13 protein-coding genes and 1 pseudogene are annotated in these 14,893 nt (G+C 73.2%); 6 read left to right on the top strand and 8 right to left on the bottom strand.

From position 1 onward, the window contains the following. Window positions 1-17: 17 nt before the first annotated feature. The 3 genes from ABZY31_RS10365 to ABZY31_RS10355 form a co-directional block, all read right to left on the bottom strand. Complete coding sequence (locus ABZY31_RS10365; RefSeq protein WP_356407151.1) at window positions 18-2,039, bottom strand: serine/threonine-protein kinase; 2,022 nt, start codon at window positions 2,037-2,039, stop codon at window positions 18-20. Between the two features lie 108 nt (window positions 2,040-2,147). Continuing rightward, the gene (glpK, locus tag ABZY31_RS10360) at window positions 2,148-3,665 is read right to left on the bottom strand and encodes a glycerol kinase GlpK (RefSeq protein WP_356407148.1); all 1,518 of its coding nucleotides are present in this window, start codon (window positions 3,663-3,665) and stop codon (window positions 2,148-2,150) included. A gap of 41 nt (window positions 3,666-3,706) precedes the next feature. After that, window positions 3,707-4,555 carry an MIP/aquaporin family protein gene (locus tag ABZY31_RS10355; RefSeq protein WP_356407145.1) on the bottom strand — a complete coding sequence of 283 codons (849 nt, stop codon included), beginning with the start codon at window positions 4,553-4,555 and terminating at the stop codon, window positions 3,707-3,709. Window positions 4,556-4,944: 389 nt separating this feature from the next. Between ABZY31_RS10355 and dhaK the strand changes: the two genes are divergently transcribed. The 3 genes from dhaK to ABZY31_RS10340 all read left to right on the top strand — a co-directional run bounded on the left by dhaK (window position 4,945) and on the right by ABZY31_RS10340 (window position 8,337). Then, entirely contained in the window at window positions 4,945-5,949 is a 1,005-nt protein-coding gene (dhaK, locus tag ABZY31_RS10350) for a dihydroxyacetone kinase subunit DhaK (RefSeq protein WP_356407143.1), read from the top strand. Between the two features lie 97 nt (window positions 5,950-6,046). Further along, a complete protein-coding gene (locus ABZY31_RS10345) occupies window positions 6,047-6,697 on the top strand; it encodes a hypothetical protein (RefSeq protein WP_356407140.1) in 651 nt (216 codons plus the stop codon). 512 nt (window positions 6,698-7,209) lie between these two features. Beyond that, complete coding sequence (locus tag ABZY31_RS10340) at window positions 7,210-8,337, top strand: glutamate--cysteine ligase (RefSeq protein WP_356407137.1); 1,128 nt, start codon at window positions 7,210-7,212, stop codon at window positions 8,335-8,337. Between the two features lie 79 nt (window positions 8,338-8,416). On the opposite strand, the gene ABZY31_RS10335 is transcribed toward ABZY31_RS10340, so the two are convergent. Then, window positions 8,417-8,656, bottom strand: a complete 240-nt coding sequence (locus tag ABZY31_RS10335) for a hypothetical protein (RefSeq protein WP_356407134.1) — start codon at window positions 8,654-8,656, stop codon at window positions 8,417-8,419. A gap of 293 nt (window positions 8,657-8,949) precedes the next feature. Then, window positions 8,950-9,297: a VOC family protein gene (locus ABZY31_RS10330; protein ID WP_356407131.1), complete on the bottom strand. Its 348-nt coding sequence runs from the start codon at window positions 9,295-9,297 to the stop codon at window positions 8,950-8,952. Between the two features lie 212 nt (window positions 9,298-9,509). Between ABZY31_RS10330 and ABZY31_RS10325 the strand changes: the two genes are divergently transcribed. Together ABZY31_RS10325 and ABZY31_RS10320 are read left to right on the top strand one after the other, a co-directional pair. Continuing rightward, window positions 9,510-10,751: a PP2C family protein-serine/threonine phosphatase gene (locus ABZY31_RS10325; RefSeq protein WP_356407129.1), complete on the top strand. Its 1,242-nt coding sequence runs from the start codon at window positions 9,510-9,512 to the stop codon at window positions 10,749-10,751. 194 nt (window positions 10,752-10,945) lie between these two features. Then, window positions 10,946-11,236 carry a hypothetical protein gene (locus tag ABZY31_RS10320; RefSeq protein WP_356407126.1) on the top strand — a complete coding sequence of 97 codons (291 nt, stop codon included), beginning with the start codon at window positions 10,946-10,948 and terminating at the stop codon, window positions 11,234-11,236. A gap of 18 nt (window positions 11,237-11,254) precedes the next feature. Here ABZY31_RS10320 and ABZY31_RS10315 read toward each other — a convergent pair whose 3' ends face one another. The 3 genes and pseudogenes from ABZY31_RS10315 to ABZY31_RS10305 form a co-directional block, all read right to left on the bottom strand. Further along, a complete protein-coding gene (locus tag ABZY31_RS10315; RefSeq protein WP_356407123.1) occupies window positions 11,255-12,166 on the bottom strand; it encodes an ion transporter in 912 nt (303 codons plus the stop codon). Window positions 12,167-12,308: 142 nt separating this feature from the next. Beyond that, window positions 12,309-12,956: pseudogene (locus tag ABZY31_RS10310) on the bottom strand (NAD(P)-binding domain-containing protein); the annotation flags it as partial. 52 nt (window positions 12,957-13,008) lie between these two features. After that, on the bottom strand, window positions 13,009-13,821 hold the full coding sequence (locus ABZY31_RS10305) for an inositol monophosphatase family protein (protein ID WP_356407120.1): 813 nt from the start codon (window positions 13,819-13,821) through the stop codon (window positions 13,009-13,011). 116 nt (window positions 13,822-13,937) lie between these two features. On the opposite strand from ABZY31_RS10305, the gene ABZY31_RS10300 reads away from it, so the two are divergent. Then, window positions 13,938-14,864: a LysR family transcriptional regulator gene (locus ABZY31_RS10300; protein ID WP_356407117.1), complete on the top strand. Its 927-nt coding sequence runs from the start codon at window positions 13,938-13,940 to the stop codon at window positions 14,862-14,864. Window positions 14,865-14,893 lie beyond the last annotated feature (29 nt).

Genomic DNA, 14,893 nt, shown 5'->3' with positions numbered 1-14,893 from the left:
GCCCCGCCCGGGGCCGTTCACATGCCCGGCAGGGCGCGGACCGCGCCGCCGCGCTGCCAGATGACACTGCCTCCGGCGACCGCTCCCCGCCAGGAAACGTCGGCCCGGCCCTCCCCGGCAAGGGCCGGTGCGAACACGTACTGTTCGGCCGCCCGCTCGCGGTGCACCACGAGGATGCCCAGCTCGGGCCTCCGCAGCGGCGCGAAGACCCCGGACCCCGCCACCAACGGCGCCTGATCCTGGGCCAGTTCCTCGGCGGCCAGTACGGTCCAGGCGCAGCCTGCGGTCTTCGCGTCGATGCTCCGGAGCTGGCGGCCGTCGGCGACGTACACGCTGTCGCCGGCCGGGGTGGGCACGCCGAAGCCCGCGCTGTCGTCCGCGGGCACGGTCCACAGCTGTTCGCCGCGCCCCCGGTCCAGGCAGGCCAGCTTCCGGTCCCCGGCCCCGCCCAGCAGCACGCCGCCCGCGAACAGGGCCGTCCGCGAGCCGCCGGCGGCCCGCCGCCACACGAGGCCGCCGTCGGAAGCGGACAGGGCCACCACCCCGCCGGCGGCGGACGCCAGGAGCAGCCGCCCGTACCCGGCGGCCGCCGAGAGCGCCGTGCCCGGCACGGGGAGCGGCACGCGCCAGCGCACGCCGCCGTCGGCCCGTCCGAGCGCGGCCACGCGGCCGTCGGCGTCGAGCGCGTACACCTGGTCCTCGTCGGCGCCGAGCAGCCCGGTCACCCGGTCGCGCGTGCGGTGGCGGACCGTACCGCTGCCGGGGTCCAGGAACAGCAGGGCGCCGTCCGGATCCAGGGCCACGGGCCGACGGCCGCCGACGAGGCCGCGCACCACCGGGCCGCGCCAGCGCCGTTCGCCGGTGACCGGATCGTGGAGGAGGAGCTCGCCGCCGCCGTCCGCGAAGCACACCCGGCCGTCGACGTCGACCGGCCCGAAGGCCGGCTGCGCCGCTGCGCCGTCGTACGACCAGAGGGGCTCCGGCACCGTGCCGGGCGGCCCGGTCCAGCGGGGGGCGGGGGTGCGGGCGGGGCCGCCGTCCTCCTGGAGGACGTGCAGGGCGGTGGCGCCGGTCGCCGCGAGGAGCACGGCCGCGCCGACGCCCTTGAGCACCCCGCGCCGGGTCGGCCGCCGCGGGCCGGCGCCCAGGGCGGCCGCCGCCCGGGCTATCCCGGCGGCGTCGGCGAGCACCGCGGGCGGCAGCCAGCGGGTGGCGGGGCGCGGGGCGGCGCTCTGCGGGTCCAGCTCCGCGGCCACCTCCGGGGCGGCGGGCCGGTCCTGCGGGCGCTTTTCGAGGCAGCCGCGGATCACGGGCAGCAACTCGTCCGGTACTCCGGTGAGGTCGGGTTCCTCGTAGGCGATGCGGAAATCCGAGCGGACCGGGTCGCCGTCGTAGAAGGCGTGCCGGCCGGTCACCGCGAAGGCGAGCAGCGCGCCGAGGCAGAAGACGTCGCTGGGTGGCCCCAGAGGCCCCTTCACCACCTGCTCGGGCGACATGTAGCCGGGCGTTCCGGGGCGCTGGCCGGTCGCGGTCAGGGTGGCGTCGCCGGTCACCCGGGCGATGCCGAAGTCGACGACACGGGGGCGGTCGGCGCCGAGGATGACGTTCGACGGTTTCAGATCGCGGTGGACGACCCCGGCCGCGCCCAGGGCCGTCAGGGCGCGGCCGAGCGCCCCGGCGAGGACCCGCACGGCGGCCGCGGGCAGGGGCCCGTGCCGCAGCACGGCGGCGGCGAGGGTCGCGCCCGGGACGAACTCGGCCGCGATCCAGGGCACGTGCGCGGCGGTCGAGGAGCCGAGAACGTTGGCGACGAAGGGGCTGCGGACCGCTGCCGCGGCGGCGGCCTCGCGGGTGAACCGCTCGCGCAGGTCCGCGTCGCGGAAGAGTTCGGGCCGGATGGTCTTGAGGGCGACCGGACGCCCCCGGCGGCGGGCGAGGTAGACCGTGCCCATGCCGCCGGCCCCGAGCACCCCCAGGATCCGGTGACCTCCGAGCTGCGCGGGCGTACCGCCCGGCAGCGGGGCGATCACTGGTGTCATGCCGTTGATCGTATGCGTGCGGTCGGACAACGGTCCCTGGGATCGGGAAAGTTGACGGCCGCCGACCGGGCGGCAGGCCTGTCCGACCGTGACCTACTCGCCCGCGACCTATTCGACCGTGGCCCAGTTGAGCGTGCGTTCCACGGCCTTCTTCCAGCCCGCGTACCCCTCCTCGCGCTGTTCTTCGGACCACGCGGGCTGCCAGCGCTTGGACTCCTGCCAGTGCGTGCGCAGTTCGTCCGTGTCGCGCCAGAAGCCGGTGGCCAGCCCGGCGGCGTACGCGGCGCCGAGCGCGGTCGTCTCGGCGACCACCGGGCGGCTGACCGGTACGCCGAGGACGTCGGCCTGAATCTGCATGCACAGGTCGTTGGCGGTCACGCCGCCGTCCACCTTGAGGACGTCGAGGTGGACGCCCGAGTCCTTCTCCATGGCGTCCACCACGTCGCGGCTCTGGTAGCAGATCGCTTCCAGGGCGGCCCGTGCCAGGTGGCCGTTGTCGTGGTAGCGGGCGAGTCCGACGATCGCGCCGCGGGCGTCGGAGCGCCAGTAGGGGGCGAAGAGGCCGGAGAAGGCGGGGACGAAGTAGATGCCTCCGCTGTCCTCCACGGTGCGGGCGAGGCGTTCGCTCTCGGCCGCGTCCTTGATGATCTTGAGCTGGTCGCGCAGCCACTGGATCGCCGAGCCGGTGACGGCGATGGATCCCTCCAGCGCGTAAATGGCCGGGCTGTCCCCGAACTGGTAGGCGACCGTCGTCAGGAGGCCGTGCTGGGAGCGGACCAGTTCGGTGCCGGTGTTGAGCACGAGGAAGTTGCCGGTGCCGTAGGTGTTCTTGGCCTCGCCGGGCGCGTAGCAGACCTGCCCGACCGTGGCCGCCTGCTGGTCGCCGAGTACTCCGGTGATGGGGATGGCCTCCCGCAACGGGCGGGAGGTGCGGCTCTGCCCGAACGCCGTCGGATGGGAGGACGGGTTGATGGTGGGCAGCATGGACCGGGGGACGCCGAAGAAGCCCAGGAGCTCCTCGTCCCAGTCGAGGGTCTCCAGGTCCATGAGCATGGTGCGGCTGGCGTTGGTCACGTCGGTGGCGTGGACCCCGCCGTCCGGTCCGCCGGTGAGGTTCCAGAGCACCCAGCAGTCGGTGTTCCCGAAGAGGGCGTGGCCCTGTTCGGCCGCCTCGCGGACTCCGTCGACGTTCTCCAGGATCCACTGGATCTTGCCGCCGGAGAAGTAGGTGGCCGGGGGCAGGCCGGCCTTCCGGCGGATGACGTCGCCCTGTCCGGAGCGCTCCAGGGCCGCGGCGATGGAGTCGGTACGGGTGTCCTGCCAGACGATGGCGTTGTAGTAGGGGCGACCGGTGCGCGGGTCCCATACGACGGTGGTCTCGCGCTGGTTGGTGATGCCGATGGCGGCCAGGTCGGCGGCGGACAGGTTGCCGTGCCGGAGCGCGTTCTGCATCACCGAGTTGGTGCGTTCCCAGATCTCCACGGGGTCGTGCTCGACCCACCCCGAGCGGGGCATGATCTGGGAGTGCTCCAGCTGGTGCCGTGCCACCTCGTTGCCCGCGTGGTCGAAGATCATGAATCGGGTGCTGGTGGTCCCCTGGTCCACCGCGCCGACGAAGTCAGCCATGGCGTGCGCCTCTCTTGGGGATTGCGCCCGGGCGGGTGCGGTCAGCTCTCGTCCGGGGTGGGGACGCGTCCCGGGGGTTCCGGTTCGGCGGTGGGCAGGAACCTGCCGATGAAGAACTTGTAGACGGCCGCGCCGAGCAGGCCGCCGACGACCGGGCCGATGAGGGGCACCCAGAAGTAGAAGTGCCCGTACTGATCTCGCCACGCCCCGCCGTACCCGGTGAGGAAGCTCGCCAGGCGCGGTCCGAAGTCACGGGCGGGGTTGATCGCGTACCCGGCGTTGGTGCCGAAGGCCATGCCGATGGCCACGACGATCAGACCGACGATGAAGGGGCCGAGGTTGGCGCCGGGGGGCGTGTTCAGGAGGTCGGTGACCGCGAGGATCAGCAGGAGCAGGAGTGCCGTGCCGATGACCTGGTCGCGCAGGGCGCCCCACTCGGTGACCGGCAGGTTCGTGTTGCCGTTGGCCGGGAGCGTGGAGAACACGCCCTGGGTCTTGATGGTGTGCCCGGGGTCCGCCTTGCTCAGTGCCTCGCTGTAGTTCCACCGGATGATCAAGGCGGCGACGAACGCGCCGGCCGTCTGGGCCAGCGCGTACGGGGCCACCTTGCTCCACGGGAAGCCCTTGAAGGCCGCCAGTGCGAGGGTGACCGCCGGGTTGAGGTGGGCGCCGCTGAGCCGGGCCGCGACGTAGACGCCCAGGGTCACGCCGAGGCCCCAGGCCCAGGCGATGCTGTCGTGGTTTCCGAGGCCGCCCGGGGGATTGGTCAGGGCGCCGCCGGCGACCACTTGGGCCACCACACCACAACCGAAGAGGATGAGGACCATGGTGCCGGCGAATTCGGCGGAGAGTTCGCCGACCAGCCCCGATGTCTTGAGTCGCGCAGTCATGGGAACCGCTTCCCGTCGGCCCGCGGGCCGGCTTCGACTCCCCCGAGTCCACTGGTGCGACGTTGGACGGGGCGGGGCGCACCGGGCGCGACGCCCGTCCAGCAATGGGTCTCCTTCCCATTGCACCGCTTCTCTACGCCACCGGCCATTCCGCGGGTGGACGGAGATCCGGGCGGACCACCGTGACGTCTGGGTGACCGGCGGGAAGGACTCGGCGGACCGGGCGCGCGCGCGAGCGCGGAAGGGCGGCACACTGGGGGTACAGGACGTGCCGGGTGCCGGGGGCGTGCACTCCGGGGAAGGCCCGCCCGCCGCCGCGCCGGGGCAGCGCCGTCCGGGCGCTCGGTCGCTGGTCCGCTATTCCGCCTGTCGCCACCGGGAGGCACCCGATGAACATGCTGATCAACAGTCCGCAGACGGTCGTCGCCGATGCCTTGCGCGGGCTGGCCGCCGCCCATCCCGACCTCGACGTGGACGTCGAGGCGCGGGTCGTCGTACGGCGGGACGCGCGCGAGGGCGGCCGGGTCGGCCTGGTCTCCGGCGGAGGCTCCGGGCACGAACCGCTGCACGCCGGATTCGTGGGGTACGGGATGCTGTCGGCTGCCTGCCCCGGCGAGGTGTTCACCTCTCCCGTCCCCGACCAGATGCTGCGGGCGGCGCAAGCCGTCGCCTCCGAGCAGGGTGTGCTGTTCGTGGTCAAGAACTACACCGGGGACGTCCTCAACTTCGACATGGCCGCCGAGCTCGCCGAGGAGGACGGGATCCGGATCGAGCGCGTCCTGGTCAACGACGACGTCGCGGTCACCGACAGCCTCTACACGGCCGGCCGGCGCGGTACGGGAGCCACCCTCTTCGTCGAGAAGATCGCCGGGGCGGCGGCCGAGGAGGGCGCCCCTCTGGAGCGGGTCGCCGCGCTCGCGCGGCAGGTCAACGAGGCGTCGCGCAGCTTCGGCGTGGCCCTGGCCGCCTGCACGACGCCCGCCAAGGGCAGTCCGACCTTCGACCTCCCGGACGGAGAGCTGGAGCTGGGGATCGGCATCCACGGCGAGCCCGGCCGGGAGCGTCGCGCCATGATGACGGCGCGGGAGATCGCGGAATTCGCGGTCGGGGCCGTACTGGACGACATGGCGGCGGGGGCCCCGGGCGACGGTCCGGTGCTGGCCCTGGTCAACGGGATGGGCGCGACGCCGCTGCTGGAGCTGTACGGGTTCCACGCCGAGGTGGCGCGGGTGCTGGCGGCCAGGGGAGTGCCGGTGGCCCGGACGCTGGTGGGCAACTACGTCACCTCGCTGGACATGGCCGGCTGCTCGGTGACGCTGTGCCGGGCCGACGAGGAACTGCTGCGGCTGTGGGACGCGCCCGTACAGACGGCGGCGCTGCGCTGGGGGCGCTGACCGCAGCGCGGGGGCCCGCGGGGTTCCGGACGTCGGCGCACCCCTAGGCTGTGCGCCGGGCGGCCCCGGGCGCGGGGCCCGGGGGGCGGGGCACAGGATGCGCGCAGAACGTCACATAGCGGGGATGCTCCGGCAGATCGCCCGTCGTCAGGACGTCGTCGACATCGCCCCCCAGGGCACCCCGCGGAAGGCGGCCGCGCTGGCGCACGTGGCGGAGCGGTACGGCTACACGTACGGCATGGCGTACCGCACCGGGTACAAGAACTCGCTCGTCCAGGTCCGGATGTACCGGGACCCACGACCCGGCGCGCGTGCCCGCGAGGCGGCCGCCGTCAGCGCCCATCCGCAGGCGGGCAACGGCGGGACGGTGCCCGGGCTGAAGCAGGGCTCGCTGACGCCGCTTTCCGAGGCGATCGGCGCCGTGGCCGTGATGAAGGACCTCGTCACCTACGACGTCATGGCCCAGTACGTCGCCTCCCGCGGCCAGCAGGTGCTGGTGTACCTCACCTGCGCGGTCCTGACCCTGCTCATGCTCATCGAAAAGTCACCGGTCGAAGCAGTCGCCTCCGGCGCCGCGGTCGCCCTGCTCGTTGCCGTGGCGTTCAGGGTGGGCGCGATCCGCCGCGAGAGGATCACGCGGCGGCTGACGGCCGCCGGCTTCCTCGTGATCCACGACCCCCAGGGCGCCCAGCGCTTCCACCGCCCGGAACACCAGCCGCCCGGCCACCACGGCCCGTTCACCCGCTGAGCCCCTGCTCGCTGCCGACGCTTCGAGCGCACGGCGGATCAGGCGCTGCCTCGGCGTGTCGGCCTCGGCGGGAGCCTCCTGCAAGGGGAGAGGCGTGGCGCCGGGGGCCACCCGGGGGCCGGGGGAGGGGCGGACGGAGATCAGGTACGACTCGGTGGATTCGAGGTTGCACCCGTCTCGCTCCGGATGGCGACCGCGCGCCGTGACCTCGACCCGGTACCACCCGGGGCCGTCCGTGCTCAGAAGGGGGAGGCCTTCGTGAGCGCCGAGGACGAGCGATTCCACCCGGAGGCTGCCGGCCGGCGCCCAGAGGAGGGTGCCGGCCGTTTCTTCCCCGTTTCCGGATCCTGGCTGAGGTGGTCACGTTCCGCCCTCCCTTGGCAGCACGCCGCCACGGTACGGCTCGGGTCGCCTGCACGTGTCCGAAATATGTCGTTCGGGATGGACCGCATGGCCCGGGGCTGTCCCGGGCAGGCGGGACCTGTTCGATCGTCGATGTGATGGGTGCAGGCATGCGAAGTGTGGGCGTGGAAGAGGAACTGCTCCTGGTGGATCCTGCCAGTGGCGTGCCGGTGGCCCTGTCGGGGCACGTGCTGGAGGCCGCGGACCGGTCCGACGGGCCGGGTTCGGGTGACGGCTGGGAGCAGGGCCACAACTTCGAGCGCGAACTCGCCAAGGAGCAGGTCGAGTTCGCGACGAAGCCGGTCACGGACCTGGGCGAGCTGGCGCGCGAGATCGGCCGCTGGCGGACCGAGGCCGCGCGCCACGCGGAGGGCGTCGGCGCGGTCGTGGCCGCCCTCGGCACCTCCCCGCTGCCCGTGGAGCCCTCGCTGAACACCGGGCGCCGCTACCAGTGGGTGGCCGAGCAGTTCGGGCTGACCGCGCAGGAGCAGTTGACGTGCGGTTGCCACATCCACGTGTCGGTGGAGTCGGACGAGGAGGGGGTCGCGGTCCTGGACCGGATCCGGCCCTGGCTGGCGGTCCTGACCGCCCTCAGCGCGAATTCGCCCTTCTGGCAGGGGCAGGACACGGGATACGGGAGCTACCGGAGCCGGGTCTGGAACCGGCTGCCGTCGGCCGGGCCCGTGGACCTCTTCGGGTCTCCGAAGGGCTACCACGACCAGGTCCGGGCCATGGTCGACAGCGGTGTGCTCCGTGACGAGGGGATGATCTGGTTCGACGCCCGGCTGTCCGCCGCCTATCCCACGGTGGAGATCAGGGTCGCGGACGTGTGTCTGGACGCCTCGACGCCGGTCCTGCTCGCCGCGCTCGTTCGCGGCCTGGTCGAAACGGCCGCGCGCGCCTGGCGTGCGGGGGAACCGCCCGCGCCGGTCAGTACGAGCCTGCTGCGGCTGGCGTCGTGGCAGGCCGGCCGGTCAGGGCTGGAGGGCTCCCTGCTCCACCCCGAGACCATGCGGGAGGCCTCGCCGGAGGAAGTGGTGGACGCCCTCCACCGCCATGTGCGCGACGCGGTACGCGACCACGGCGACGACGACCTGGTCCGGGACGGCCTCGCGGCCCTCCTGCGGGACGGGAACGGCGCGCGCGTCCAGCGCGAACTCATGCGCACCCGGGGCGACCTGGCTGCGGTCGTCACCCGCTGCACGGAGATCACCACCGCGTCCGCCGTGACCGCCTGAACCGCGGACGCGTCCCCCGGGCAGCGCCGAGCAGGCCGCGGCCCCGCGGCCACCCCGTGCGCCATGGTGGCGGGGCCACTCAGCCCCCGCAGGCGTAGCGGCCGTCGGGGTCTTCGCGGGCCGGTTCGACGAAGCGTCGGCAGTCGCACGTCCCGGTGACGGCATCGCAGCCGTCCGGGGCGTGGCGTTCACGGGCATGGCCGCAGGCGGCGCACGGAACCTTGCGCCCGCTGAACACCGTGTCCAGGGTGAGCGCCGCCGCGAAGACGGCCAGCGGAGCCGTGGCCAGCGCCACGAGGACCCAGTCGCCTCCGGACACTCCTAACCCCCACACCCGCCGCACGGAGCGAACGGCCCCGGCTCGCGCTCTCACCAGGACGCGCACCGGCAGCGGCCGGGGGAACGGCCTCCGCGTTCGAATACCGTCGCATACCGTACCGGGCGGCCGGGGGTCCGCCGGGGCGTTCTGCGGAACCTGCGCCGCGCCCGACACGGGCGGGGTGCCGTCGTACGCGCTGCGGGCGCGCTATGGTCCAGGTGTGAGGCCCCGCGTCATCCCCCCCGACGCGGGGCCTCACACCTTTTCCGTCGGGGCGACCCGCTCCTTACCTGTCAGCGGTGGCCCAGTACGTTCACGACCCGGCCGGCGGGGTCGCGGACGAAGAAGCGCCGTACGCCCCAGTCCTCGTCCTGGAGCGGGTGGACGACCTCCGCGCCGGCCTTGAGGACGGCCGCGTAGGCCGCGTCCACGTCGTCCACCTCGATGCTCAGGTCGGGGTTGACCGGCGCCGTCGCGTCGGCGGTCATGAAGCTGATCTGCGCGGCCGGAGCGGCCGGGTCGGCGAGCGTGAAGATCCAGCCGTGGTCCATCACCTCCTCGAAGCCCAGCAGGCCGTAGAAGTCCCGGTTCTCCTCCCGGGCTGCGGACGAGAGGTTGGGCACGACACGACGCACGGCCATCGACGACTCCGAGTCACTTCCAGCGGACCAGTGGTGCGGGTGCTCCGGGAGCACGCCGGTACGCGCACCCTTCCACATGCCCCGGCCCGGTGCACGGCATCGCCCGGGGACAGCACCCGAGGCCCCAGCGGAGGTGCTGCGTCCGCTTTCGTCTGGGAGGGTTGTCACGGGGTAGGCGAGCCGTGGCGTCATCAGAGGCCGGAGGGATTGCCATGCCGGACAGGTACAGCGACATGCTCACCGGGCTGCTGCGGGCCAGTCACCTGACGACCTTCGAGCAGCTGCCCGCGCTGGTCGCGGAACATGCCGCCGGCGCCGGATTCGCGCCGGTCCACCTCTACGTCTGCGACCTGCGGGAGGACATGCTGCGGGAGGTCACCGGAAAGGGCCTGGACGCCGGAGAGGGCGGCGAAGAGCTGCGGATCGACGCCACCCTGGCCGGGCGGGCCTTCCAGAGCATGCGGCCGCAGGCCGGCACCACCGGGGCCCCGCAGTACTGGCTGCCCCTGCTCGACGGCACGGAGCGCCTCGGCGTCATCGCCGTCACCACGGCGGGGGAGCCGGACGCGGAGGCCCGGCAGGCCATGGGGGACCTCGCCTCCGTGGTCGGCATGATGCTGGTCGCGGCGCGGGCGCACAGCGACTCCTACGCCCGCCTGATCCGCCTGGAAGCCATGTCGGTGTCCGCCGAGATGCAGTGGACGCTGATGCCGCCGCGCACCTTCACCGGGCCCCGGGTGACGGTCGCGGCCGCGATGGAACCGGCGTACACCACGGCCGGGGACGCCTTCGACTACGCCCTGGCCGCCGACATCGCCCACCTCGCGATCTTCGACGCCATGGGGCACGACACCGCCGCCGGCCTGACCGCCAACCTCGCCATGGCCACCTGCCGCAACCAGCGGCGGCAGGGCGCGAGCCTGAACCAGGCGCGCGACACCATCGAAGCGACGCTCATCGAGCAGTTCACCCGCGACCGGTACGCTACCGCCGTCCTCGCCGACCTCGATCTGAACACCGGACTGCTGTCCTGGATCAACTGCGGCCATCCGCCGCCGCTCCTCATCCGCGACGGCCGCTGGATCACCACGCTCACCCGTACTCCCACCCACCCGCTGGGCACCGACCTCGGCCTGCCCGCCCACGTCCACCGCGAACAGCTCGAACCGGGGGACCGCCTGGTCCTCTACACCGACGGCATCACCGAAGCCCGCGACCGTGCGGGCCGTGAATTCGGCCTGGAGCGCTTCGTCGACTTCGTCATCCGCCAGCAGGCCGACGCCCTTCCCGTGCCGGAAACCCTGCGCCGCCTGGTCCACGCCGTACTGCGCCACCACGACGGACAGCTCGGCGACGACGCCACGGTCCTGCTCTGCCAGTGGCACGGCCACCGGGCCTCCGCCGAGGGCGGCCCGGACGGCGCACGTCTGACCATTCCGGTCCCCGGCACGTGAGCCGCCGCGAGCCGCCCGCAGCGCCGTGAGCCGCCCGCAGCCCCGGGTCACCCCGCGGGCGCACCGCGTCACCCCCTCGGGTGCATTCCCCGGCCGTGCCGCCGAAGAGGTGTTTACCGGCGAAAAGTCGGGTATGGGGCAGATCGGTCGGCGTTGGCCGACTATCACTTCTCCTTGTGATCGGATGGTCGACTATGGGCTGGGCTTCTTGGACGACGGTCGCAGTGTTCGCCGGACGCGGAGGCGTCCTCACCCAGGAGGGTGTGACGCTGGGCGGTGAACTGGACATCCACACCACCTGGGCCGAAGGGCATGCCGACGTGGCGGTCCAGTACCGCGGCGGTTCCGAATGGCTGGTGATGGCCGGGAGCCCGGCGCCCTGCCCTTCCGAAGAGGCCAGTCGCGGTCTTCACGACGCCGTCGTCGAAGCCGTGCGCCGCGGCAACGCCGCGACCGTCCCCGCCCCCGCACCCGTGTCGGGCTGAGGGGTCGCTTCAGGGGGTTCAGGACCCAGCCCGGGAGGTCTCCAGCTCGCGTGCGGCGGGGGCGGACCGCTCGGCTGCGGCCAGGGAGGCCTCGATCTCGTCGAGCGCGTGGCGGGCCGTGGCGAGCCGCGCCCTGACGTCGCCGCCCTCGGCGCCGGGACCCCCGGGCGTGGGCGCGGGAGCCCGACGGGCCTCGGCCTCGATCTCGCGCGCCTCGTCCAGGGAGTTCAGCACGACTCCGATCAGCACGTTGACCAGCACGAACGAAGCGAGCAGGGCGTAGGAGGCGTAGTAGAAGATGCTCAGGCGGGAGATCGCCAGCCCCGCGCGCACGGCGTCGGTCAGACCGTCGAGCGTGGTGAGCAGGAACAGCGTCAGCGCCGCCCGGCCCACCGAACCGTAGTGCTGGGGGTCGGAGCCGGCGAAGCAGACCCAGCCGACCATGGCGTACACGTAGATCACCAGCGCCCCGACGAACATGAAGCTCACCGTCCCCGGCAGGCTCCGGCCGACGGCGATCAGCAGGATCCGCAGGTGGGGCAGGAAGCGCGCCGTCCGCAGGACCCGGGCGAGCCGCAGCAGCCGCAGCACGGTGGTGTTCTCGCGGACGAACGGCACGAAGGCGGAGAGCACGATCGCCAGGTCGAAGAGGTTCCACGGATCCCGGAAGAATGCTTTCGGCTGGTCGGCGTGGGCCCCCATGCGGAGCAGCATCTCCAGGGTGAACACCACCAGGCAGGCGTCCTCCGCGCCCTGGAGCAGCCGCTGGTAGTCATGGGCGAGCCCGCTGTAGGTCTCCGCGCCCATCAGTGCTGCGTTGAGCAGGATCACGCAGAAGACCGTCATCCCGAAGGCGGGGGCTTCCGCGACCACCCGGCATCGTGCTGCCAGTTTCATGCGGCCGCGTCCGGACGGCTTCGGGATGGTCATCTCGCTCCTCGTGTTCGGTGTCGTCGCCAGGACGGCGCGCCCGGCGGGGGCGCGACGAGTCCGCCCTTCTAACGCCGCACGCGGGATCGGGTTTCACCCCTGGCGTCGGCCGGACGAGCCGGTGGGGCGACGGGCCGCCGACTCAGCGGGCGAGGGAGACGGCGAAGGGCTCGAAGCCGCGCCGGCGCAGGACGTGGGGCACGACCAGGATCATGGCCTCGGTGGCGCGGGCCGTGGTGATGTCGCCGAGGTCCTCGATCTGCGGGGGCTGCCAGCCGAGGTCGCCGAGCAGGCCGGCGACGGCGGCCTTCGCGGCGTCGTCATCGCCCGAGAGATAAGCGGTCGGTGGGGTGGACAGGGTTTCGGGCGCGGTCATGACCATGAAGAGCATGGTGTTGAGGGTCTTGACCACGCGGGTGTCGGGGAGCGCGGCCTGGAGCTTCTCGGCGAGGCTGCTGCCGGGGTAGCACAGATCGCCGGGCAGGCCGTCGGCGGCGTCGCGGGTGGCGTTGGAGACGTCGATGAGGATCTTGCCGGCGAGTTCGGAGCGCAGGTCGGTCAACCGCTCCAGAGAACTGTCGCCCGGGGTCGCGTTGATCACGATGTCCGCGGTGCGGGCGGTGGTGCGCTGGTCGGCGAAGCCGACCGGCGGTGTGGCCCCGGCGGTGCGGGCGGCGCTGTCTTCGGGGCTGCGGCCGCCCAGGGTGACCTGGTGTCCGGCCGAGGCGAGCTTGGCGGCGAGAGAGGTGCCGACGCGGCCGGCGCCCAGGATTCCGATGCTGGTCATGGTGGTGCTCCTTCGGTGGGGTGGCGCGGGGGTGGAAACGAGCGGAGGGACCCGGTCAGGCGATCGAGGAGAGGACCCCGAGGGCGGCGCCGTGGATCCCGGGGGCGGAAGCCAGGAAGTCGCCGCCGGCGGTGCTCCAGGGCGTGCCGGCCAGGTCGGTGACGGTGCCTCCGGCCTCGGCGACCAGCAGGGCGCCGGCGACCAGGCCCGAGCGGACGTCGGAGAACTGCCAGAACGCGTCCGTGCGTCCGGCGGCGACGTGGATGAGCTGCAGGGTGGCGGGCACGGACACGCGCACGACCAGGCCGTTGACGAGCATCGCGGTGACCGAGTCGCCGATCCGCCGGAAGGTGCGCTCGTCCTCGCCCGGCTTGGCCTGTCCGGTACCGATGAGCGCCGCGCCCAGGTCCGTCTTGGCGGACACCTTCAGGGGCCGGCCGTTGAGGTGGGCGCCGCCCCCGGCGACCGCGGTGTAGGTGTCGCCGGTCAGCGGGAGGTGGACGACGGTGAGGACCGGCCGGTTGTCGCGGACCAGGGTGGCGGTGACGGCCCACTCGTCCATGCCGTGGACGTGGTTGATGTTCCCCTCGGCGGGGTCGACGATCCACCATTCCCCGGCCGGGAGCGCGCCGCCCGCCAGCTCGTCCTCGGCCCACAGCGACCCCGGCCGGGCCGCCAGCAGCGGTGCGCGCAGCACCTCCAGCACCGCGTCGTCGTTGGCGTGGATCTCGGCGACGATCTCGTCCGAACTCACGCCCCGGGCGTGGACGGTGTAGCGGTCGCGCAGGGTGACACCGGCGGTCCGCACCGCCTCCGTCACCTCGGACAGGAGGGTCGTACCGGCGGCGAAAGGCATGGTGGTGCTCATGGTGGACTCCCAGGGGATGCGGTGGAGCGGGGCAGTCGTTCTCGCCTCGCACTTCGAAAGTAGGCCGCCCGATCGTTAACAACAAGTGCATGCTTGTCACTTGTAGAGTTACTCCCATGCAACTGGATCTGAACCTGCTCACGGCTCTGGACGCCCTGCTGGAAGAGGGCAGCGTGGCGGGGGCGGCGGCCCGCCTCCACGTCACCGCGCCGGCGATGAGCCGCTCCCTGGGCCGCATCCGCAAGGCCACCGGCGACCCGATCCTGGTCCGCACCGGCCGCAGCATGGTCCCCACCACCCGCGCCCTCGCCATGCGCGCTCAGGTCCACACCCTCGTGCAGCAGGCCCACCACCTCCTGTCCGCGGAGCAGGAGCTCGACCTGGCGGCCCTGGACCGGGTGTTCACCGTGCGCTGGCACGACGCCCTGACCGCCGCGTGCGGTACGGACCTGATCGCGGCCGTCCGTGAAGGGGCCCCCGGCGTCCGGCTGCGCCTGTCCGCCGAACCCGGAGCGGACGACGCCGAGTTGCGCCGCGGTGAGGTGGACCTCGAATCGAGCTCCAGCGCTCCGGCCCTTCCCGACATCCGCCACCGCCTCCTCGGCAGGGACCGGCTGGTCGTCGCGGTCCGCCCCGGACACCCGCTCACCGAAGGCCCGTTGACCGTCGAGCGGTACGCGGCCGCCGAACACCTCACCGTTTCCCGGCGCGGCAACCTGCGCGACCCGATCGACGACCTCCTGACCGCCCGCGGCCTCGCGCGACGCGTCGTCGCCGCGGGCCCCACCGCCGCCTTCGCGCTGGGCCTCGCCCGCGACACCGACCTGGTGGTCACCCTCCCCGAAGCGGTCACCCGCGCCGCGCGCGAGCACCTGGGCCTCGCCGCACTGCCCCCGCCGCTCGCGCTGCCCGACGTACCCCTGCACCTGCTCTGGCACCAGCGCTACGAGAACGACCGCGCCCACGCCTGGCTGAGGGAACGGGCCACCGAGATCATCCAGACCCTGTTCACCGCACCCGCCGCGCCCACCGCCTCCCCGTAGGCCCCCGGCCCGCCGGGCCTCCCGTGCGT

The organism is Streptomyces sp. NPDC006529 (genome assembly GCF_040611795.1).
In the GTDB taxonomy this organism is placed as follows: domain Bacteria; phylum Actinomycetota; class Actinomycetes; order Streptomycetales; family Streptomycetaceae; genus Streptomyces.
This window is presented reverse-complemented; position numbering and strand designations above follow the sequence as displayed.

Excerpts from the sequence above, each read along its gene's own strand:
- ABZY31_RS10365 (WP_356407151.1), bottom strand. The coding sequence starts at position 2,039 with ATGACACCAGTGATCGCCCCGCTGCCGGGCGGTACGCCCGCGCAGCTC.
- glpK (WP_356407148.1), bottom strand. The coding sequence starts at position 3,665 with ATGGCTGACTTCGTCGGCGCGGTGGACCAGGGGACCACCAGCACCCGA.
- ABZY31_RS10355 (WP_356407145.1), bottom strand. The coding sequence starts at position 4,555 with ATGACTGCGCGACTCAAGACATCGGGGCTGGTCGGCGAACTCTCCGCC.
- dhaK (WP_356407143.1), top strand. The coding sequence starts at position 4,945 with ATGAACATGCTGATCAACAGTCCGCAGACGGTCGTCGCCGATGCCTTG.
- ABZY31_RS10345 (WP_356407140.1), top strand. The coding sequence starts at position 6,047 with ATGCGCGCAGAACGTCACATAGCGGGGATGCTCCGGCAGATCGCCCGT.
- ABZY31_RS10340 (WP_356407137.1), top strand. The coding sequence starts at position 7,210 with ATGCGAAGTGTGGGCGTGGAAGAGGAACTGCTCCTGGTGGATCCTGCC.
- ABZY31_RS10330 (WP_356407131.1), bottom strand. The coding sequence starts at position 9,297 with ATGGCCGTGCGTCGTGTCGTGCCCAACCTCTCGTCCGCAGCCCGGGAG.
- ABZY31_RS10325 (WP_356407129.1), top strand. The coding sequence starts at position 9,510 with ATGCCGGACAGGTACAGCGACATGCTCACCGGGCTGCTGCGGGCCAGT.
- ABZY31_RS10320 (WP_356407126.1), top strand. The coding sequence starts at position 10,946 with ATGGGCTGGGCTTCTTGGACGACGGTCGCAGTGTTCGCCGGACGCGGA.
- ABZY31_RS10315 (WP_356407123.1), bottom strand. The coding sequence starts at position 12,166 with ATGACCATCCCGAAGCCGTCCGGACGCGGCCGCATGAAACTGGCAGCA.
- ABZY31_RS10305 (WP_356407120.1), bottom strand. The coding sequence starts at position 13,821 with ATGAGCACCACCATGCCTTTCGCCGCCGGTACGACCCTCCTGTCCGAG.
- ABZY31_RS10300 (WP_356407117.1), top strand. The coding sequence starts at position 13,938 with ATGCAACTGGATCTGAACCTGCTCACGGCTCTGGACGCCCTGCTGGAA.